General features: G+C 69.9%; 19 protein-coding genes. 6 read left to right on the top strand and 13 right to left on the bottom strand.

What is annotated here, in order from left to right; all coding sequences use genetic code 11:
• Positions 1–220: 220 nt before the first annotated feature.
• Together ACFWIW_RS40160 and ACFWIW_RS40165 are read left to right on the top strand one after the other, a co-directional pair.
• On the top strand, positions 221–2,122 hold the full coding sequence (locus ACFWIW_RS40160) for a GTP-binding protein (RefSeq protein ID WP_378373284.1): 1,902 nt from the start codon (positions 221–223) through the stop codon (positions 2,120–2,122).
• Positions 2,123–2,137: 15 nt separating this feature from the next.
• Complete coding sequence (locus ACFWIW_RS40165; protein ID WP_378373285.1) at positions 2,138–3,100, top strand: LLM class flavin-dependent oxidoreductase; 963 nt, start codon at positions 2,138–2,140, stop codon at positions 3,098–3,100.
• Between the two features lie 27 nt (positions 3,101–3,127).
• Here ACFWIW_RS40165 and ACFWIW_RS40170 read toward each other — a convergent pair whose 3' ends face one another.
• Positions 3,128–4,066 carry an NAD(P)-dependent oxidoreductase gene (locus ACFWIW_RS40170; RefSeq protein WP_378373308.1) on the bottom strand — a complete coding sequence of 313 codons (939 nt, stop codon included), beginning with the start codon at positions 4,064–4,066 and terminating at the stop codon, positions 3,128–3,130.
• 26 nt (positions 4,067–4,092) lie between these two features.
• On the opposite strand from ACFWIW_RS40170, the gene ACFWIW_RS40175 reads away from it, so the two are divergent.
• Positions 4,093–4,389: a hypothetical protein gene (locus ACFWIW_RS40175; RefSeq protein WP_378373286.1), complete on the top strand. Its 297-nt coding sequence runs from the start codon at positions 4,093–4,095 to the stop codon at positions 4,387–4,389.
• Positions 4,390–4,523: 134 nt separating this feature from the next.
• Here ACFWIW_RS40175 and ACFWIW_RS40180 read toward each other — a convergent pair whose 3' ends face one another.
• The 3 genes from ACFWIW_RS40180 to ACFWIW_RS40190 all read right to left on the bottom strand — a co-directional run bounded on the left by ACFWIW_RS40180 (position 4,524) and on the right by ACFWIW_RS40190 (position 7,278).
• Complete coding sequence (locus ACFWIW_RS40180; protein ID WP_378373287.1) at positions 4,524–5,261, bottom strand: GNAT family N-acetyltransferase; 738 nt, start codon at positions 5,259–5,261, stop codon at positions 4,524–4,526.
• 55 nt (positions 5,262–5,316) lie between these two features.
• Positions 5,317–6,411 carry a glycosyltransferase family 4 protein gene (locus ACFWIW_RS40185; RefSeq protein WP_378373288.1) on the bottom strand — a complete coding sequence of 365 codons (1,095 nt, stop codon included), beginning with the start codon at positions 6,409–6,411 and terminating at the stop codon, positions 5,317–5,319.
• A 78-nt stretch (positions 6,412–6,489) separates the two neighbouring features.
• Positions 6,490–7,278 carry an inositol monophosphatase family protein gene (locus ACFWIW_RS40190; protein WP_378373289.1) on the bottom strand — a complete coding sequence of 263 codons (789 nt, stop codon included), beginning with the start codon at positions 7,276–7,278 and terminating at the stop codon, positions 6,490–6,492.
• Positions 7,279–7,296: 18 nt separating this feature from the next.
• On the opposite strand from ACFWIW_RS40190, the gene ACFWIW_RS40195 reads away from it, so the two are divergent.
• Positions 7,297–7,992, top strand: coding sequence for a creatininase family protein (locus ACFWIW_RS40195; protein ID WP_378373290.1), 696 nt, complete (start codon positions 7,297–7,299; stop codon positions 7,990–7,992).
• On the opposite strand, the gene ribA is transcribed toward ACFWIW_RS40195, so the two are convergent.
• From ribA to ACFWIW_RS40220, 5 genes are read right to left on the bottom strand one after another with little or no spacing between them, the layout of a single operon-like run.
• Positions 7,948–9,540: a GTP cyclohydrolase II gene (ribA, locus tag ACFWIW_RS40200; protein ID WP_378373291.1), complete on the bottom strand. Its 1,593-nt coding sequence runs from the start codon at positions 9,538–9,540 to the stop codon at positions 7,948–7,950. The genes ACFWIW_RS40195 and ribA overlap by 45 nt on opposite strands.
• The gene (locus ACFWIW_RS40205) at positions 9,537–10,355 is read right to left on the bottom strand and encodes a methyltransferase domain-containing protein (RefSeq protein WP_378373292.1); all 819 of its coding nucleotides are present in this window, start codon (positions 10,353–10,355) and stop codon (positions 9,537–9,539) included. Before ACFWIW_RS40205 ends, ribA begins: the two co-directional genes overlap by 4 nt.
• Positions 10,352–11,419, bottom strand: coding sequence for a glycosyltransferase family 4 protein (locus ACFWIW_RS40210; protein WP_378373293.1), 1,068 nt, complete (start codon positions 11,417–11,419; stop codon positions 10,352–10,354). Before ACFWIW_RS40210 ends, ACFWIW_RS40205 begins: the two co-directional genes overlap by 4 nt.
• Positions 11,416–11,814 (bottom strand): 6-carboxytetrahydropterin synthase, encoded by a 399-nt coding sequence (locus ACFWIW_RS40215; RefSeq protein ID WP_016331711.1) that lies wholly within the window; start codon positions 11,812–11,814, stop codon positions 11,416–11,418. Before ACFWIW_RS40215 ends, ACFWIW_RS40210 begins: the two co-directional genes overlap by 4 nt.
• A 20-nt stretch (positions 11,815–11,834) precedes the next feature.
• A complete protein-coding gene (locus ACFWIW_RS40220) occupies positions 11,835–12,815 on the bottom strand; it encodes a zinc-binding alcohol dehydrogenase (RefSeq protein WP_378373294.1) in 981 nt (326 codons plus the stop codon).
• Between the two features lie 60 nt (positions 12,816–12,875).
• Here ACFWIW_RS40220 and ACFWIW_RS40225 point away from each other — a divergent pair, with 60 nt between their 5' ends.
• On the top strand, positions 12,876–13,571 hold the full coding sequence (locus ACFWIW_RS40225) for a CDP-alcohol phosphatidyltransferase family protein (protein WP_378373295.1): 696 nt from the start codon (positions 12,876–12,878) through the stop codon (positions 13,569–13,571).
• On the opposite strand, the gene ACFWIW_RS40230 is transcribed toward ACFWIW_RS40225, so the two are convergent.
• The 4 genes from ACFWIW_RS40230 to ACFWIW_RS40245 form a co-directional block, all read right to left on the bottom strand.
• Positions 13,572–13,934: a tautomerase family protein gene (locus ACFWIW_RS40230; RefSeq protein WP_378373296.1), complete on the bottom strand. Its 363-nt coding sequence runs from the start codon at positions 13,932–13,934 to the stop codon at positions 13,572–13,574.
• A gap of 1 nt (position 13,935) precedes the next feature.
• On the bottom strand, positions 13,936–14,499 hold the full coding sequence (locus tag ACFWIW_RS40235; RefSeq protein WP_378373297.1) for a TetR/AcrR family transcriptional regulator: 564 nt from the start codon (positions 14,497–14,499) through the stop codon (positions 13,936–13,938).
• A gap of 239 nt (positions 14,500–14,738) precedes the next feature.
• Positions 14,739–15,314 (bottom strand): hypothetical protein, encoded by a 576-nt coding sequence (locus ACFWIW_RS40240; protein WP_378373298.1) that lies wholly within the window; start codon positions 15,312–15,314, stop codon positions 14,739–14,741.
• A 99-nt stretch (positions 15,315–15,413) separates the two neighbouring features.
• Complete coding sequence (locus ACFWIW_RS40245; protein ID WP_378373299.1) at positions 15,414–17,990, bottom strand: EAL domain-containing protein; 2,577 nt, start codon at positions 17,988–17,990, stop codon at positions 15,414–15,416.
• Between the two features lie 134 nt (positions 17,991–18,124).
• Between ACFWIW_RS40245 and ACFWIW_RS40250 the strand changes: the two genes are divergently transcribed.
• The gene (locus ACFWIW_RS40250; protein WP_378373300.1) at positions 18,125–19,276 is read left to right on the top strand and encodes a beta-ketoacyl synthase N-terminal-like domain-containing protein; all 1,152 of its coding nucleotides are present in this window, start codon (positions 18,125–18,127) and stop codon (positions 19,274–19,276) included.
• Positions 19,277–19,293: the final 17 nt, after the last annotated feature.

Raw genomic sequence — 19,293 nt, forward strand, 5'->3', positions numbered from 1 at the left:
CGGGCCGCCGCGGAGTACCTGGCCTGAACAGCGCGTGAAGGCCCCCTTCCCGCGGCTGAGCCGAGGGAAGGGGGCCTTCACGCGCTAAATCGGTTGCGGTACCGGAGCCGGGGGTGTTGTAGTCCTGGAGATCGGTTCCCGGCCTAGGAGATGATCGTTTTGCGAGTGTCCACGTCCTTCCATCAGGTAATTCCCGCCTACCTCGAGGACGAGACCACTCGTGAAAACCCTCAATCTGGGGATCCTGGCGCATGTTGACGCCGGGAAGACGAGCCTGACCGAGCGCCTGTTGCACACCGCCGGGATCATCGGCGAGCCGGGCAGCGTCGACGACGGCAGCACACAGACCGACACGCTGGCGCTCGAACGCGCCCGCGGTATCACCATCAAGGCGGCCGTGGTGTCGTTCGCCCTCGGCGACGTCACCGTCAACCTGATCGACACCCCCGGCCATCCCGATTTCATCGCCGAGGTCGAACGCGCGCTCGGCGTGCTCGACGGCGCCGTCCTGGTGCTGTCGGCGGTCGAGGGCGTCCAGGCCCAGACCCGGGTCCTGATGCGGACCTTGCGGCGGCTGGGTATCCCGGTGCTGCTGTTCGTGAACAAACTGGATCGCCGCGGCGCCGACCCGGAGCGCGTGTTCCGGGAGATCGCCGAGAAGCTCACGCCGACGGCCGTCACGATGGACCCCGATCGGGTGATCGATCTGCTGGCGACGCTCGACGAGGACTTCCTCACCGAGTACCTCACCGCCCCGGACACATTCACGCCGTCGCGGCTCCGCGCCGAGCTAACCGCGAAGGTCGCCGAAGGTCGCGCTCATCCGGTCTACTTCGGGTCCGCGATCACCGGCGCCGGGATCGACGCGCTCCGCGACGGCATCGAGAATCTGTTGCCCGCCAAGGAAGCGGACAGCCACGCACCGCTGTCCGGCACGGTGTTCAAGATCGAGCGCGCGCCGGGCGGCGAGAAGATCGCCTACGTGCGGCTGTTCTCCGGCAGCGTCGCCGTACGCGACAAGGTCCCGCTCGGTGACGGCGAAGGCAAGGTCACCGCGATCAGCGTTTTCGACCACGGCGCGGCCGTGCCGTCCGCGTCGGCCGAAGCCGGGCGGATCGCGAAACTTTCGGGGCTCGACGTCCGGATCGGGGACGTGCTCGGGACCCGGACCCGGACGCGGGAAGCCCTGTTCTCGCCGCCGACGCTGGAAACCGTCGTCTCGCCGGTGCGCCCGGCCGATCGCGGACCGCTGCACCAGGCGCTCACCCGGCTGACCGAACAGGATCCGCTGATCGGCCTGCGGCACGACGAGATCCGCCAGGAGACTTCCGTTTCGCTGTACGGAGAAGTGCAGAAGGAGGTCGTTCAAGCGACGCTCGCGGACGAGTACGGCATCGACGTCACGTTCAGTGAGACGACCACGATCTGCGTCGAGCGCGTCTCCGGCACCGGATCGGCCGCCGAACTCATCGGCACGGCGTCGAATCCCTTTCTGGCGACGGTCGGGCTGCGCGTCGAACCGGGAAGCGGGATCTCGTTCCGCCTGGAGGTCGAACTCGGCTCGATGCCGTATTCCTTCGTCAAAGCCGTGGAGGACACGGTGAAGGAGACGCTGCGCGAAGGCATCCACGGCTGGGAGGTGCGCGACTGCGCGGTGACGATGACGCATTCCGGCTACTACGCCAGGCAAAGCCACGCCCACGGCACCTTCGACAAGAGCATGTCCAGCACCGCGGGCGACTTCCGGGATCTGACACCGTTGGTGCTGATGGCGGCGCTGCGCGAGGCCGGCACGACCGTGCACGAACCGATGCACCGGTTCACCCTGCAGACCCCGGCCGACACGCTCGGCCCGGTGACCGCGCTGCTGGCGCGGGCCCGCGCCGTCCCGCGGACGACGATCACGAAGGACGGGACCGCCGAGCTCGAAGGCGAGATCCCGGCGGCGAAAACCCATGAGGTGCACCAGCTCCTGCCCTCGGCGACCCGGGGGGAAGGCGCGATGGAGACGGCGTTCCACGGCTACCGGCCCGTCCGGGGAGCGCCGCCGTCACGATCGAGGACCGATCACAACCCGTTGGAACGCAAGGAATATCTGTTACGCGTGCTGCGGCGCGTTTGAAGAACGGAGAACGTCATGGTTTCACGGCTCGGGGTCAGGATCCCGCGCGAGCTGCCCGCCGCCCGACTGACCGGTCTCGCCCGGCGCGCTGAGCAGGAGGGCCTGGACGAGGTCTGGATCGTCGAGGACTGCTTCTACGCGGGCGGGATCGCGACGGCGTCGGCGGTGCTGGCGGCGACCGAGAAGATCACTCTCGGCATCGGCATCATGCCCGCCGTGGCGAGGAATCCGGCCATCGCGGCGATGGAGATCGCGGCGCTGGCGGAGCTGTACCCGGGACGGCTGATCGCCGGGTTCGGGCACGGGGTGCCGAGCTGGATGCGGCAGATCGACGCGTGGCCGAAGTCGGCGCTCGCCGCGTTCGAAGAGACGCTGACGGTCATCCGGCGGCTCCTGGCGGGTGAGCGCGTTTCATTCGAGGGCAAGCACGTCCGGCTCGACGACGTCGAACTGGAGTTCCCGCCCGCGCTGCCGCCGAAGCTCGTCGCCGGTGTCCGCGGCCCGAAGTCGCTCGCGGCGGCGGGCCGGGTCGCCGACGGGACGCTGCTGGCCGAACCGGCGACGCCGGAGTACGTCCGCGCGACACGGGACCTCGTCGGCGTCGAAGGCCATTCGATCGCCGCCTACAACTGGCTGGCCCTCGACGCCGATCCCGAGCGGGCCCGCGAGCGCGCCCGGTCCGACGTCGCCTCCGCGATCGGGCCGAACTCCGGTCCGGCACTGGAGCCGCTGGACTTCGGCGCGGAACTGCTGGCCGAGGTCAAGGCCGCGACCGACCGCGAAGACCTGGCCCGGCGATTGCGGCCCGAGTGGATCGACAGGCTGAGCATCAGCGGCCCGCTCGACCGGTGCGTCGAGCAGATCCGCGCGCTGTACGCGGCCGGGACCGAGTCGGTCATCCTGCTCCCCCTGCTCGGCGAGCCGGAGGAGGAATCCTTCGCCGCGGCGGGCCGGATCGCCGCGGCCCTGCGCGGCTGAAAGCGTAACTCGCGTGATCACGCCCGTTTAGTCCTCTGAACGCGGGTGGGGGCCTGAGAGGGCCTTGACGACGGCGACCATGTCCTCCTCGCCGAGACCGAGCCGCGCGGTCTCGGCGTAGAGGGCACGGGACGCCTCGATCAGCGGCAGCTCCAGGCCCCCTTCCCCGGCCGCCGCCGCGATCAGCTCGACATTCGCGAGGACGTTCGCGATCGAGGCCTGCGGCGCGAAATCCTCTTCGACGAGCTTGGGCGCCTTGACCCGCAGGATCGGGCTGGCGAGCTGACCCGCGCCGAGGACGTCGGCGAGCAGGCCGAGGTCCAGCCCGTGTGCCCTGGCGAAATGCACCGTCTCCGCCAGCGAGGTCACGACCGCGGTCAGGTGCACGTTGACCGCCAGCTTCATCAGGAGCCCGTTCGGGACCGGCCCGCAGTACACGGTCTCCCGGCACATCGGCCCGAACAGCTCCCGCACCTCCTCGACCACGCCGGGGTCGCCCGCGAGCATCGCGACCAGTTCCCCCGCCTCCGCCGGGACGCGCGAACCCGAAACCGGGGCCTCCACGTACTTCGCCCCGGCCGCGCGAAGTTCTGCCTCGAGTGCGAGGGAATGGCTCGGCGCCGTCGTTCCCATGTGGACGATCGTGCGGCCCGCCACCCGGGTGGCGAACTCGGGCCCACCGCGGCCGAGCACGGCGTCGACGGCGGCCGCGTCCTTGAGCATCAGGATCACGACGTCACACCGCGCGAAGAATTCGGCGACGTCGGCCACCTGGTCGGTCTTGCCCGGTGTGCGGTTCCACCGGAGCAGCGGGATCCCGGCCCGCTCCAGATTCCGCGCCATCGGCACACCCATACTGCCCAGCCCGGCGAAACCGACCCGCTCGATGTCCATACGATCCACTCTGCGGCACCGACGCGCGACGCCGTACCCGTTGCGATGATTCCGGCGGAAATCGCGAGGAATGCCCCGCCATCCGAGGAGTGATCACCATGGCCTGGCCGGAGAAGGACACCCGCCGAGTCTCGCTTCGCAACGGCCAGTCGTTCCTCTGGCACCTCGACGCCGACTGGGAAAGCACGACGCGCGTGATCCGCGTCAAGGAAGACGGCACCGACGGGCAGATCCTCGTCCTCGACCCGTACCACCACGCCTTCCTGCCGACGCAGACCCAGGTCCGCCGCGCCATTCGTGACGCCTTCCGCGCCGGCTGGCGGCCGGCCGCGCGACTTCCGCCGCTCGAGATGGTCTTCGACGGCGAGCGCTTCGTTCCCGGGACGCGATCGTGAACACCTCGGCCGGGCACTCTTGACGGGTTGGGCAGAGGTGGCACGTTGCGAAAGCCACTTTCGCAACGTTGAAGGTTGCGAAAGTGGCTTTCGCAACGTCAGCGCCAGGCCATCTGGACCCGGCCAAGAGCCGATCAGAACGGGTGCTCCATCCACACGTTCGCCTCCACGTAGACCCCGCAGTCCCGCTCGACGTTCGCGTGCACCGGCGCGATCCCGCCGGGGATCACGTTGTCGCCGTCGACGAGGTCGACGCCGCTCCACTCCTTCCAGTCCGCGATCGAGCCCGAAATGGTCACCGCGAACGGGCACACCTTGATCATCCGCGCGCCGAGCCGTTCGTGGGTGCGCAGCCACCGGTCGGCGAGCAGTCCGTCCTCGCGCCGCCGGACGGCGTAGTCCTCCATGAGGACGCCGGGTTCGTCCTCCTTGCCGATCGGGCGCACGGAGACGATCAGCCGCTTCAGCCCCGTCTCGGCGGCGCGCGCCTTCAGCGCCTTGAGCATCGGCGTGGACAGGCCGGTCCCGCGCATTCGCGGCGCCACAACGACTTCGAGGGCGCACAGGGTGTCGGGCGCGCGGCCGTCCATGAGGTCCTGCGCGGCCCACTGGATCGCCTCGTCCCACCCGTGCGACGGCAGTTCGTGGCGGTCTTCGGCCGGATAGGTCAGCGGCACCGACAAGGCCCGCGCGATCGGCTCACCGTCGTCGTCCAGCGCGATCAGGAAATACCGGGACCAATGGCGAAGGAACCGTTCCGGGGTGATCATCTTGCCGCTGAACCCGGCGTAGATGAACTCACCGCCGACGTCGCCGAGATTCAGCGCGGCATCGAGCAGATCGGGACGGGACGCAAGATCGACGATTCGCATGCCGCCCAGTCAATCGAGGCGGCGGTCTCCCCCGATAGCTGCTTCCGGGCGATGATCAAGCAGGCTGCCGCGGCGCGGTCTGCAACCGGGAGAGGACATCGGTGAGCCTGCCCGCGGCGACGTCCCATTCCTCCAGGACGCTGCTGCGGGCGAGCGCCGACGTGCGCAGGGAATGGCGGAGTTCGGCGTCGAGCGACCAGCGCAGCAACGCCGCCGCGAGCGCCGAAGGGTTGTTCGGCGGCACCAGCATCCCGGGGACACCGCCGCCGGGCGCCGTGCCGAGCGCGTCGTGCGCGCCGGCGGTTTCGGTGGCGACCACGGGGATCCCGCGCGCGAGCGCCTCGGCGACGACCAGTCCCGACGTGCCGCCGCGGGCGGGCAGGACGAGCAGATCCGCGCCGTCGTACACCAGGTCGAGATCGTCCGGCGGCTGGATGAGGCTGATCCGGGAGCCGAGCCCGAGCCGCTCGACCGTCCAGCGCAGTTCGTCGACGTACGCGGGATCGTGGTGTGTCGCCCCGGCGAACACGCATTTGAACGCCAGTTCGTCGACCATCGAAAGCGCGCGGATGAGCACGTCCTGGCCGTGGCGCGCGGTCATGGGCGCGAGACACAGCAGCCGCGAGACGCCGTCGGCCCCGGCGGCGAGCGGGGCCGCGTCCGTACCGGGTGTCGCGACGTAGACCCGCGTCGGGTCGAGGTCGTGCCGGTCGATCAGCTGCCGCGCGAGCCACGGCCCGGTGGCGACGATCATCCCGGTCAGCCGCAGGGTCTCCCGTTCGCAGGCGTCGAGTTCGGCTGCCTGCGCCGGATCGAGCGCGGGGTCGTCGGCGAGCGGCCGGTGGACCAGGACGGCCAGCCGGAGCCGCCGCGCGTGCGGGACGACGATCTCCGGGACCCCGCAGGCGACCGTGCCGTCGATCAGGACGACGGTGTCGTCGGGCAACGCGGCGAGCGAACGGGCCAGTCTCGACCGCGACAGCGGCCCCGGCATCGGCCATTCCCCGGCGATCGGCAGTTCCAGCAAGGGCAGGCCGGTGGCCGGGAGGTTCTGGCACATCCGGCGGTCGTATTCACCACTGACGTCCTCGGTTTCGCCCGGCAGGACGAAGACGACCGGTTCGGTCACGCGGACATTCGAGGTGAACACGGTTACCTCCAGATGCGGGCGCCTTATCAGGAGACACGGATGCGGCGCCCGTCCGGTTCAATTCCGGCGTGACGAAGTTCAGCCCGCCGCGCGCGCGATCGCCGCGACAAGCTCGTCGCGCAGCCCGGCACCGACCGCGATGGTGTCCGCCGAACGCACCGTGTGGTCGCCGCCGTCGATGTCGACGACGACTCCCCCAGCCTCCCGCACCAGCAGGACACCCGCCATCGTGTCCCACGGCTGGTTGGAGAGGTTGACGCTCGCGTCGAGTTTGCCGTCCGCGACCCAGGCCAGGTCGATCGCCGAGGAGCCGAGGAAACGGACCCGCTGCACACGGCCCCCGAGTTCGGCCAGCAGCGCCATCCGGACGCGGTTCTTGGCCTCCGCGCCCTCGTCGACCGCGAAGTCGCCGATACTCACGATCGCGTCGGTCAGCTCCGTCGCCGTCGACGCCTCAAGACGCTCTTCGCCCGCATACGCGCCCCGACCCTCCGCAGCGGTGTAGGTGACGTCGAGGAACGGCAGGGAGATCGCCGCGACCGTGCTCTTCAGACCGTCGACGAGCCCGAGCGAAACACCGCACAGCGGAATCCCGCGCGCGAAGTTCGCCGTGCCGTCGACGGGGTCGAGCGCCCACCACAGGTCCTCGTTCCCCTCGTGCCCGCGCTCCTCGCCGAGGATGCCGATCTCCGGCGTCTCGCGGGCGAGGAATTCGCGGACGGCGTCCTCGACGGCGAGGTCGACGTCGGTCACCATATCGCGATCACCTTTGGCGGCAACGGAAAACGACGTCATCGAGCGGATGATCCCGGTCGCCTTGGCGACGGCCTCGCGGGCCACGGACAACAATGCGGCGTGGTCGGTCATATGGGTACCGTAGCCCGGGTGAACCTGTTCCCGACGGCCACGACGGCCGACGAAAGCGCCCGCGGCGCCGAGGTCGCGGTGCTGCCCGTCGGCAGTTTCGAACAGCACGGCGCGCACCTCCCGCTCGCCACCGACGCCGTGATCGCGACGACGATCGCCGACGCCCTCGCCGCGGCGTATCCGGTGCTGAGGCTCCCGCCGGTCACGATCGGCTGCTCCCACGAACACGCGGACTGGGCGGGCACGGTCAGCATCTCCGCCGCGACGCTGTACGCCGTGGTGAACGATGTCGCCGCCTCGTTGCGCCGGTCCGGCGTCCCGAAACTGGTGCTGGTGAACGCGCACGGCGGCAACTACGTGCTGGCCAACGTGGTCCAGGAGTCGACGTCGCCGATGGCGCTCTTCCCCGGCCTCGAAGGCTGGCAGGCGGCGCACGACGCGGCCGGGCTGGAGACGTCGCTGGACAGCGACATGCACGCCGGCGAGCTGGAGACCTCCCTCCTGCTGCACGCGCACCCTTCGCTGGTCCGGCCCGGTTTCACCGAGGCGGACCACCTCGCCGACGACAGGCGGCACCTGCTGACGGTGGGCCTGCGCCCGTATGCGGAGTCCGGTGTGGTCGGACGGCCTTCGCTGGCGACGGCGGAGAAGGGACGCCTGGTGCTGGCGTCACTGGTGGAGAGCTTCGGGGACACCCTGGCCGCTCTCGGCTGACTCGATCAGGTCCAGATGCGGCAGGAAATGGTGCATCCGTTCCTGTTTGGTCCGCAGGTACCGCAGGTTCTCGTCGTTCGGCGTGACCAGCAGCGGCACCCGCTCGCTGATCCGCACGCCGTGCCGTTCCAGCTGGTCGACCTTCGCCGGGTTGTTGGACAGCAGCCGCACCGACCGCACGCCGAGATCGTTCAGGATCTCCGCCGCGGCACGGTAGTCGCGCGCGTCCACCGGCAGTCCGAGCGCGATGTTCGCCTCGACGGTGTCGAGCCCTTCGTCCTGTAGCCGCATCGCCTTCAGCTTCGCGAGCAGACCGATCCCGCGTCCTTCATGCCCCTGGGCGTACACGAGGACTCCGGCGCCCTCGTCGACGATCGCCCGCAGCGCGGCGGCAAGCTGGTCGCCGCATTCGCAGTGCATCGAGCTGAACACGTCGCCGGTGAGACATTCCGAATGGACCCGCGCCAGCGTGCCGGAGGTCGCGACGTCGCCGTGTACCAGCGCCATCTGTTCGGTGCCGTCGGCGTCCAGGTACCCATACGCGCGGAAAACGCCGTACCGGGTGGGCAGTCTGGTCTCCACGACCCTCTCGACGGTCATCGGGCTTCTCCTGTCTGTTCGGTGACTCTTGACAGAACGCGCGAGCAGGACGCCCGCACCGGGAAGGCTGGAGACGAGCGCGAGCACGCCGTAGACGACGGCCACGGTGACCCCCTGCGCCGAACCGAGGCCCGCGGCGCCGAAGAGCAGCGCGCAAACGCCTTCGCGCGGGCCCCAGCCGCCGATGTTCAGCGGCAGTCCCATCGCGAGCAGGGCGAGGATCATCAGCGGCAGCAGCTCGCCGACCGGCGCGGTGACCCCCGCCGCGCGCGCGGCGACGACGAACAGGGCGAGATGCCCGGCCAGGGTGGCGACCGAAAGCAGGCCCACCCCGGGCCAGGTCTCCTTGGTCAGCAGGCCGAGCCGGACGTCGGCGAGGGAGACGGCGAACCCGCGGCGCCATTTCGATCCACTGTGGATCCATCGCCGCCCGGCCGTCATCCCGGTGACGACGGCCGCGAGCGCGAGCACGACCACGGCTATCCCGGCGGCCGTCACCACCCGGTCGATCGGCGGCGGCACCACGGAAGGCACGGTGAGCACGACGACCACCGAAGCGCCGATCACCACGATCTGCCCGGCCGTGCGCTCCAGCACCACCGCGCGGACACCGCGCGGGACGTCACCGGCTTCGCGCCCGTGCTGCACGGCGCGGTTGACGTCGCCGAGGACGCCCGCAGGCAGGACACCGTTGAGGAACAACGCGCGGTAGTACTCACCGACGGCGCTCGGCAACGACAACCGAAGGCTCAGCCGCCGCGCGACCAGACGCCAGCGCCAAGCGCTGAAAACCGTGGTGGCGAAACCGATCCCGAGCGCGGCGGCGATCCCGCCCGCGTCGACCTCGCGCAGACCTTCGACGAACGCACCGGTGCCCAGCTGCCGGACGAGCACCCCGAGGATGACGAGCGCGCCGAGGATCCGAAGCCAGGGCCAGAGCCGTTTCACGCGGGCACCACCAGGAGATCTTCGTGCTGGATCACCGCGTTCAGCTCACCGGCCGCGCACTGTTCGAGCCGCCACTGGAGGTAGGCGTCCCCGTCCGCCGCGAGTTCCGGCCGCTGTTCGCAGGCTGCGCCGACCCAGCCGGTGAGCCATTCCGCGGTCAGCGCGACCTGATCCGCCCCGAGCCGCCACGGGCTCGGCGCGCGGCGAACGGTGGCGCCGAGGCGTTCGAAGACCCCGAAGGCGACGTCCACCGCGTCCGGCCCGAGCAGCCACCGGCCGTCGGTCACCCGGCGCTGATGCGCGTTGAAGGCGTCGGAGATCTCGATGTCGAACTTGTCCTTGGGCGAAAGCACGACCCGGCCCGAAACGCTCAGCGTGAACAGGACCGCGCAGCGCGCCTCGACGCACGCCTCGGCCAGCCGGGACATCTCTTCGGCGGTGAGCAGGTCGAGCAGCGCCGACGCCGCCACGAGCGACGTCCCGGCGAGGTCCTCCGCGCTTAACCCGGTGATGTCACGCTGTTCGGTGACGACGGTGACCTCACTTCCGTCCAAAGCGTGCTCCGGACGGCTCGTACGTGCCAGCGCGTGGGTGAGCAGGACCGGGTCGCGGTCGTGCAGGATCCAGTGCTGGCGGCCGGGCAGCCGCCTGGCCAGCCAGCGGCCGAGCGAACCGGTGCCGCAGCCGAGATCCCGGACGACGATCTCCTCCCGGCCGCGCAGGAACGCACGCACCGGCTCGATCAGCTCGGTCGCGCGAGCGGCGGCGTCGGCGTCTTCACGCAGCTGAAGCCAGCTGGGGGCGTACTTGGTCATGCCGCCGTCCGTTCACTCAGCAGTACGGCGGCGACGCCGCGGGCCGTCTCGTCCCAGCCGGTCAGTGTCTCGCGGCGAAGGCGCGCGGAGGCGCGAAGGCGGTCACGCAGGCCGGGTTCGGTGAGCCAGCGGCGGAGGGCCGCGGCCAGCGCGTTGACGTCCTCACCGGGGACGAGCATCCCGGGCACACTGCCGTCGGGCGCCTGGCCGAGCGTGTCCGGCAGGGCGTCGACGGCGGTCGTCAGCACGGGGATGCCGTGTGCGAGCGCCTCGGTGACGACCATGCCGTAGGTCTCCGCGCGCGAAGGCAGCACGAGAAGGTCTGCCGCCGCGTACGTCGCTTCGAGCGCTTCGCCGGACCGGGGTCCGGTGAGGCTGAACCGGTCGCCGAGGGTGTGTCGCCGCAGGCGTTCGACGTAGCGGGTCTCGCGGCGGATGGCGCCGACGCATTCACAGGTCCACGGAAGGTCCTTGAGCGATTTCAACGCGTCCGCGAGCAGCCCCTGTCCCTTGCGCGGCGTCACGTTGGCGACGCAGACCAGATGCGTCCCTTCCAGGCTCCCGGACGCGACTTCGGCCCTGTCGACCCCGGGCGGCACCACGTGCACGCGGTGCGGGGCGAGGTCGTGATGCTCGACGAGCCGTCGCGCCGCCCAGCCGCTGGTCGCGACCACGGCGTCGACCGCGCCGAGCGTCTCCCGCTCCAGCCGGTCCAGTTCGGCGGCCAGCGAGGGCGAAAGCCCCGTTTCGTCGGCCAGCGGCAAATGCACCAGCACCGCGATCGACAGCCTCCGCGCGGCGGGCGCGATCACCTCGGGCACCCCGCAGGCGACCAGCCCGTCGAGCAGGACCGCCGCACCGTCGGGCAGTTCGGCCAGCTTGCGCGCCAGCACCTTGCGCGCCTCGGTGTCGGGACACGGCCAGTTCCCGCGCACGGGGATCTCGTGGACCTCCACCGCCTCGGCGGCGAGACCGTCGCACAAGCGCCGGTCGTAGACGTTGCCGCCGCTGGGCGCGCTCACGTCGTCGATGTCGTTCGGCAGGACGACGTGAAGGCGGCTCACAGCGCACGCTCGTAACTCGCCCAGGCGACGTGGGATTCGTGCAGCGAAACGGTGAGCCCTTCGAGGCCGCGCGCGCCCTCGCCGAGCGCTCCCGAATGGACGCGGTCGGCGAGCCGGTCCGCGATGACCTTGGCGAGGAACTCGGTCGAGGTGTTGATCCCGGCGAACTCTGGCACGTCGTCGAGGTTGCGGTAGTTCAGGTCGGCGAGCACCGCTTTGAGCTCTTCGGTCGCCTTTCCGATGTCGACGACGATGTTGTCGGCGTCCAGTTCGGACCGGCGGAACGTCGCGTCCACCAGGAAGGTCGCGCCGTGCAGCCGCTGTGCCGGGCCGAAGACCTCGCCGCGGAAGCTGTGGGCGACCATGACGTGGTCGCGGACGGTGATACTGAACAACGGACCTCCCGGATCGAGCCCTAACGCGTGTCCTCCATCTGATAGGTCACACGGAGGCAGAGCGTTCCTGGTTCATTCGCGGCCAGACGCGGCAAGACGTCCGGTAGTTCACGGAACTGACATTCCCCGCTGACCAGCACTTCGAACCGTGGATCGGCGAGAAGACGCAAGGCGAGCGTCAAGCGGTCGGCGTAGGTCCGGTTCAGGCGGCGGGACGGCGAGACCATGCCGACCTGGCTGCTGCGGATCGCCAGCCGTCGTGAGTGGAAGTTCTCGCCGAGCGGGACGCCGATCCTCCGGTCGCCGTACCAGCTCAGCTCGATGACCTCGCCTTCCGGCGCGAGCAACTCCAGCGACCGGGCGAGACCCGCTTCGCTCGCGCTGGCGTGCACGACGAGGTCGCAGTCGCCCAGCGCCTCCTCCGGTGTCGAGAAGTCGACACCGAGCGCTTCGGCGATCTTCGCGCGCGCCGGGTCGACGTCGATCAGCTGCACCCTGGCCCCCGGGAAACCGGCCAGCAGTTTCGCGACACTGCTTCCCACCATCCCGGCACCGACCACGGCGATCCGGTCGCCGAGTTTCGGCGACGCGTCCCAGACGGCGTTGACCGCGGTCTCGATCGTCCCCGCGAGGATCGCGCGTTCCGGCGGGACCTCGCGCGGCACCGGCGTGACGGCGGACGCCGGGACGACGTAACGCGTCTGATGTGGATAGAGGCAGAAGACGACCTGCCCGGCGAGGTCCGCCGGACCGCGTTCGACCACGCCGACATTGAGGTACCCGTACTTCACGGGGCCGGGGAAGTCGCCTTCCTGGAACGGCGCGCGCATGGCCGCGCGTTGACTCGACGGGACCTCGCCGCGGAAGACGAGCGTCTCGGTGCCGCGGCTCACGCCCGTGTACAGGGTGCGGACCAGCACTTCGTCGTCGCCGACCGGAGGGAGCGTGACCGGCCTGAGCTCACCGTCGCCGGAACCACTGAACCAGAAGGCGCGTTCCATCGTGTCCTCTCATGTCGGACCCTGGAAGCGGGGTCACCGCCACCATAACGAGGAGGCCTCGTGATCAACCCCGGAGTTTTCCTGGGGGTCCTCGTCCAGCTGGCGCTGCTGGGGACGCTGGACGCCGTCACCGGGCTGGGCCCGCTGGGCTGGCTCGCCGGAGCGGCCTACGGCCTCGCCGTGGGCGGATTCCTGACCTACGGGCTGAACCGGAGTACCGCGCGCTCCCTCGGCCCCGCCGACGCCGTGACGCTCGCCCGGTCCGGGCTGGTCGGCTGCGTGACCGCGCTCGTCGTCGACACGGCGGGCCGGGAGATCGTCGCGATGGTCGTCCTCGCGTCGGTCGCGCTCGTCCTGGACGCCGTCGACGGACAGGTCGCCCGCCGCACCGGGACGGCGTCGCCGCTCGGCGCGCGGTTCGACATGGAGGTCGACGCGTATCTGATCCTGATCCTGAGCGTGGTCGTCGCGCAGTCGCTGGGCCCGTGGGTGCTCACGATCGGCGCGATGCGCTACGTCTTCGTCGCCGCGAGCAGGCTCTGGCCGTGGCTGAACACGCCGCTTCCGCCGAGCCTGGCGCGCAAGACGGTCGCGGCGGTCCAGGGGATCGTGCTGGTCGTGGTGTCCTCGACGGTCCTGCCGCTCTGGGCCGGGTTCGTGGTCACGCTGGGCGCGCTGGCGCTGCTGGCCTGGTCGTTCGGGCGCGACACGTGGTGGCTGCTGGAGCAGCACGCCTTCACCGCCGCGCCGGCCTGATCACGCGTACTGCGCTTCGCCGTTCCCGATCGACCAGTCGACCGGATTGTTCTCGGTGATGGTGACGAGCACGTTCCGCGGCTCGGTCCCCGCGTACTCCTCGGCGAGCTCCGCGATCCGCCGGTAAAGGGCCTTCTTCTGCTCGTCGGTGCGCCCCTGCCGCATGGTGATCGCGACGAACACCACCCCTTCGTCGCGATGGATCCCCAGGTAGTCGTCGTATTTCAGGATGCTCTGGCCGTTGAGGACCTGGAAGCGGTCGTCGGCCGGGATGCCGATCGTCTCGACCATCGCGTCGTGGACGGCGTTGCCGAGGGCTTCGAGCTTGTCGGTCCCGATGGCGTCGATACGGACGAAGGGCATGTCAGTTCTCCTTGGTGGCGAGCAGGCCGAGGGCGCCGTCGACGGCTTTCGCGAACACGTCCGGCGCGTCCGCGGCGCGAGCGAGGATGTAGCCGCCCTGCAACACCGCGACCAGCGCGGTCGCCGTGGCGAGCGGGTCGAGCGCCCGGTCGAATTCGCCGGCCGCGCGGCCCTCGTCGAGCAGCTCGGCGAGACGGCCGGTGAGCCAGCCGAAGAACTCCTCGACCGGCTTTCGCAGGTCCGCGTCGGCCATCACGTCGGGATCCTGGGCGAGCCTGCCGACCGGGCACCCCTTGAGCACGGCGCGCTCGCGGCGCAAGTAGACGGTGATGCGCTCGGCGACCGAGCCGGGACCGGAGAACTCGGCCTCCGCCCTGGCGCGCAGATCCTCGGCGCTGCGGGCGATCGCGGCGAGCGCGAGTTCGGACTTGCCCTGGAAGTGGTGGTACATGCTGCCCTGGCCGGCGCCGGAGCGCTCCTGGATCGCCTTCGGGCTGGTGCCGACGTAACCGCGCTCCCACAGGAGCTCGCGGGTGCTCTCGATGAGCCTTTCCCTCTTGTCCACGTCGTCACCGTACATACTAGTAGGTACAGGGACAAGCCGACGTCACTGGGAGCAAGGGACCTTTGCTACCACTTTCGCGCTCCCCCGCAGGTCAGACCCCCTACGCCCGCAAGTAGCCGACTAACCGCGCCCCATGATCGGCCGTCGGTCCGTGAGGGCCTCCTTCCCTACCCTCAAAGTAGGGAAGGAGGCCCTCACGGACGGCCAGATCGCCACACGCGCCCCAGCGACCTCACGCGTCACAGCCAGCGCGAGTCCTGCCCGAACCGCGCCCACTCCCGGTCCCAAGCCGCCCACCGCGCCCGGTTCAGCAGGTGCCGCGCGAGCAGATACCCCGCCGCCAGCAGCGTCACCGCGCTCAGCCACACGCCGACGCCGACACCGATCCCCGTGCTGGCCGCGTCCAGCGGCGTCACCGGCGGCTCGACGACGGCACCGGACTCGTCGAGCCACACGGTCACCGCGTCCCCCGCCGAAGCGCCGAGATCGACACTCACGGCAGCCTCCTGAAACCGCCCATCCGGCAACGCCCACCGCGCCGCCACCGAAGCCGTCTCCACCGACGGCGTCCCATCGACGCCGACACGAGCCGGCGGAGCGTCTTCGAGCAGGAACGCGGTCGTCGAGTGCCGCGAAGCCGTCTCAAGGGCCGAGCGCGCCATCATGCCCGCGTAGGCCTCCGACCCGGCCGCCGCGGCCAGCGGCACACCGAGCAGCGCGAGCAGGACGCCGAGGACGAAGATCGCCGCCTCGACCCGGTCCGAGCCGCGAGCGAGCGGATTCCGGCCGAGGCGCCACAAGTACACAAGCGACACGACGGACCTCCTTCACCGGTAAGCGTGCGCCGGGAAGAGCCGTCGCGACAGGAGGCTTTGGTCCCGCATCCAGGACCACGTACGCGGTGAGCGCCCGGTTCACCGCACCACGTGTTCGTACGCGGACTTCAGGTTTTCGATCCGGCCCGGCGGCGCCACCAGCGGCCCCTTCGCCCAATCGCAGCCGAGTTCGTGCAGCACCTCCAGTTGCCGCGCGGTCTCGACCCCTTCCGCGACGACCACGAGGTCGACGGCGTGCGCCATCGCCATGATCCCGGCGACTATCGGTTCGGCGTCACTCGATCGCCCGAGATCGGCCACGAACGACCGGTCGATCTCGATCACGCTCAGGTCGAGCCTGCACAGCTGCGCGAGCGAGGAGTACCCGGCACCGAACCGTTCCGCGGTCACCCGCACCCCGGTCTTCCGCAGCGCGTCGACGGCGTCGGCCGCGTCCTTCAGCGCCGTCTCGTCGACGTCGAGGCTCAGATCCTGCGGCAGGAGGCCCGCGCCCTCCAACGTTGTCTGAACCACTTGCAGCAATGTGGGATCGCCCAGTTGGCGGACCGAAAGGCTCACATTCACATTACAGTGCACACCATGATCGGCACGCCATCGAGAGATCTCGCGGGCGGCCTTGGCGAGAACCTCCGCCCCGATGACCGTCAAAAGATCGCCGTCGTCGGCGAGTTCGGCCAATTCCGCCGGATCGATCGGCCCGCGGACGGGATGGTCCCAACAGGACTTCGCCTTCACCGCGACCATGTCACCGGTCCGCAAATCGACGACGGGCTGATAAACGGTCTCGACCAGCCCTTCCGCGACGGCGTTCCGCAGATCCTGTTCCAGTGCGAAACGGTCCTGTACTCGTTGCCGCATGATCGGCGCATAGAACGCGTAACGACCGGGGCCGAACGTTTTCGCCTGATACATCGCCAAATCGGCGTCTTCCAGCAATTCGTCGGCGGTGCGCGTATCGCCCGGTTCGGCGATCACTATTCCAATGCTCGTATTTATATGCAGTTCCCGGCCGTGCACGGTGAGCGATTCGGCGAGCCGCCGCTGGAGATGGTCGGCCAGCGCACGCACCTCGGCGGCTTCGGTATAACCGGTGGTGATGACCAGGAACTCGTCCCCGCCGAGCCGCCCGACCAGGTCCGAAGGCCCGGCGGCGGCCCGCAGCCGATCGCCGATGATGCGCAGCACCTGGTCGCCGACGGTATGACCGAGCGAATCGTTGATGATCTTGAACTTGTCGAGGTCGATGAACATCACGGTGGTCGTCCGCGCCGGGTCGGCGATCGTCCGGCGCAGGTGGTTCAGCGCGAGCGTCCGGTTCGCGAGCCTGGTCAGCGGATCGTGGGTGGCCTCGTAGGCCAGCCGCTCGCTGATCGCCCGCCGTTCGGTGATGTCGGCGAAGGACGTCAGCACCGAGGGCACGCTCTGGCCGGGCGCCATCAGCGGACCGGAGGTCAGCGAAAGCCACCGGTGCGCGCCGTCGCGCCGCCGCACCTGCACGACCCGCCCGGTCTCGACCTTCCCGGACCGCCGCACCCGCGCGGAGGGCAGATCGTCGACCGGCACCGGCGCGCCGTGTTCGTCGTGCAGCCGCAGCGTCCGGCTCTCCAGGCCGACCAGGGATCGCGGCGGCACCCCGGCGATCCGGTGCGCCGCGGAGTTCGCCAGCTCGATCCGCCCGCCGGGGCTGACCAGCAGCACTCCTTCGTCGAGCGTTTCGACGACGGTGGCGAATTCGGCCTCCGCCCGGCGTTGCGCGGTCTCGTCGGCGCACAGCAGCACATAGCCGTCGAACATCTCGGCCGCGGAGACTCGCACCGCCAGCGCCGTGCCGTCGGCGCTGTAATGCGTCGCCTGGACGACACCGCCCGCCGCGACGACCTCCCGCGGGCTCATCGGCGCGCCGACCACCTCGGCCACCGGGACGCCGATGACCTGGTCGAGGTCGTGCCCGTAGACGGCTTCGGCCGCCGGGTTCCAGCTCGTCACCAGCCCGTCGGGCGAGGTCGCGATGATCGCGTCGCTAGCGTGCCCGACCAGCGCCGCCTGGAACCTCAGGCCTGCCTCGGCCGCCTTCTGCGTGGTCAGGTCGCGCATGATCACCTGGTACGCGGGTTTGCCCTCCCAGGTGGTGAGCACCGCCTGGGATTCGACGGCGACACTGCGGCCTTGGAGGGTCCGAAGGGTCATCTCGGTCGGTTCGCTGAACGAGCCGGGCGAGGCCAGCGAACCGATCCGTGCCAGCAGCGCGTCCTGCGAGCCCTCGTCGACCAGATCCGTGATGTGCGTCCCGATGATCTCGGTCGACACCTTCGCGCCGACGAATCGCATGGTGGCCGAGTTCACGAACACGACTTTGCCCCGCTGATGGACACAGATCCCGTAAGGGCTCGCCTCCACCATCGTGAGATATTGCGTTCCCAAAGCGCCGCCGTCGGAATTTTGCTCCAAAAGGCGGTACCCCTGGCCGAGAAAGGCGAGCGCGGGTTCGCCGCGCCGATCCCTCTCGGTGGACAACTCGGTCAGCAGACGGACGAGCGACTCGTGCCGCCCGGTTTTTCCCACCGTGCGGGTCGCGGTGCCGTTCGCTGGCGAGGAATCCTGATCCGAGGGCCGGTGGGTGTCGGGAGTCCCACCGTCGAGATCGTCAGGATCCATCTGATCCAAACCCCCTACTCGACTGATGTAGCTTCCGATTAGATCACTAAATCGACGTAGCCGTCCTCCCCGGACAGCTGATCGGTGCGGCTATTCCACCCCAGCGTTGACTGAATGTAGTTGAAGGGAAACACGTGCGGAGCAAAACAGACATCTGCGGCATCGGCGCCGTAACCGCCTACGGCTGGGGGCGCGAATCACTGTGGGAGGGCCTGGCGAGCGGCGTCCCCTGCGCCCAATTCACCGACGGCTTCGGGGAAACCCCTGATCTGCCCGGCTGGGTCGCGCACATCCCCGAGGGCGGCAAGGCACGCGACGGCAGCCTGCACGCCCGCGCCCTGCTCGCCGCGGCACGGGAGGCGATCCAAGACGCCGGCTCGCGCGGCTGGACGCCGGGGCGCCGGGTCGGGGTCATCTCCGGCGGCGTCCGCGAGGACCTGCGCACCTGGGACCGGCTCACCGAGATGGGCGAGCAACTGATGTACCGGCGCGAGTTCATCGGCATGATGCCCTCGACCCCGATCGCCACGCTGATGTCGGAGTTCGGCTTCCACGGCCCCTCGATGGCCACGTCCGCGATGTGCGCGACCGGCAGCGCCGCCGTGCTCACCGCGAAGATGTGGCTGGACGCGGACATGGCCGACGACGTCGTCGTGGTCACCACCGATCTGTCCGCGACCAGGCCGATGGTGCGCAACTTCGTGCACTGCGGGGTGGCGGTCACCGACCTGCCCCCGCTCGAGGCCTGCCGTCCTTTCCAAGAGGGCACAAGGGGTTTCACCTTCTCCGAGGCCGCGGTCGCGGTGGTGCTGACCCAGCGGAAGACCGACTCGTACGCCACGTTGCGAGGCGGCGCGATGACCCATGAGGCGCACAACGCGATGGCGCTCGACCCCGATTCGACGAACGCGATCGAGGCGGTGACCAGCGCGCTGGAGAACGCCTCCGCCGCACCGTCGGACGTCCGCTACCTGAACGCGCACGGAACGGGCACGAAACTCTGCCACCGCACGGAATCCCAGATCCTCGAAGCGGTCTTCCCGCACGAGACCGAGATCTACTCCATCAAACCGCTGACCGGGCACAGCCAGTCGGGCAGCGCGCTGACCGAGATCGCGGCCATCTGCCTCGCGGCCGAGCGGGATCTGGTCCCGGCGCCGAAACCGGTGGCGGACGGGCATCCGCGGCTGATGGATGGGCCGTCCCGGCCGGAAGGCGGGCTCACCGTCAAGACGTCGATCGGGATGGGCGGTTACGTCGCGGCTGTCGTACTGGAAACCGTCTAGCGACCATTTCGATAACA

Origin of the sequence: Amycolatopsis sp. NPDC058340 (genome assembly GCF_042723975.1) — a bacterium.
In the GTDB taxonomy this organism is placed as follows: domain Bacteria; phylum Actinomycetota; class Actinomycetes; order Mycobacteriales; family Pseudonocardiaceae; genus Amycolatopsis.

Bases quoted from the DNA above. Each gene is read 5' to 3' on its own strand.
- ACFWIW_RS40165 (WP_378373285.1), top strand. From the start codon at position 2,138: ATGGTTTCACGGCTCGGGGTCAGGATCCCGCGCGAGCTGCCCGCCGCC.
- ACFWIW_RS40175 (WP_378373286.1), top strand. From the start codon at position 4,093: ATGGCCTGGCCGGAGAAGGACACCCGCCGAGTCTCGCTTCGCAACGGC.
- ACFWIW_RS40180 (WP_378373287.1), bottom strand. From the start codon at position 5,261: ATGCGAATCGTCGATCTTGCGTCCCGTCCCGATCTGCTCGATGCCGCG.
- ACFWIW_RS40190 (WP_378373289.1), bottom strand. From the start codon at position 7,278: ATGACCGACCACGCCGCATTGTTGTCCGTGGCCCGCGAGGCCGTCGCC.
- ACFWIW_RS40205 (WP_378373292.1), bottom strand. From the start codon at position 10,355: ATGACCAAGTACGCCCCCAGCTGGCTTCAGCTGCGTGAAGACGCCGAC.
- ACFWIW_RS40220 (WP_378373294.1), bottom strand. From the start codon at position 12,815: ATGGAACGCGCCTTCTGGTTCAGTGGTTCCGGCGACGGTGAGCTCAGG.
- ACFWIW_RS40230 (WP_378373296.1), bottom strand. From the start codon at position 13,934: ATGCCCTTCGTCCGTATCGACGCCATCGGGACCGACAAGCTCGAAGCC.
- ACFWIW_RS40245 (WP_378373299.1), bottom strand. From the start codon at position 17,990: ATGGATCCTGACGATCTCGACGGTGGGACTCCCGACACCCACCGGCCC.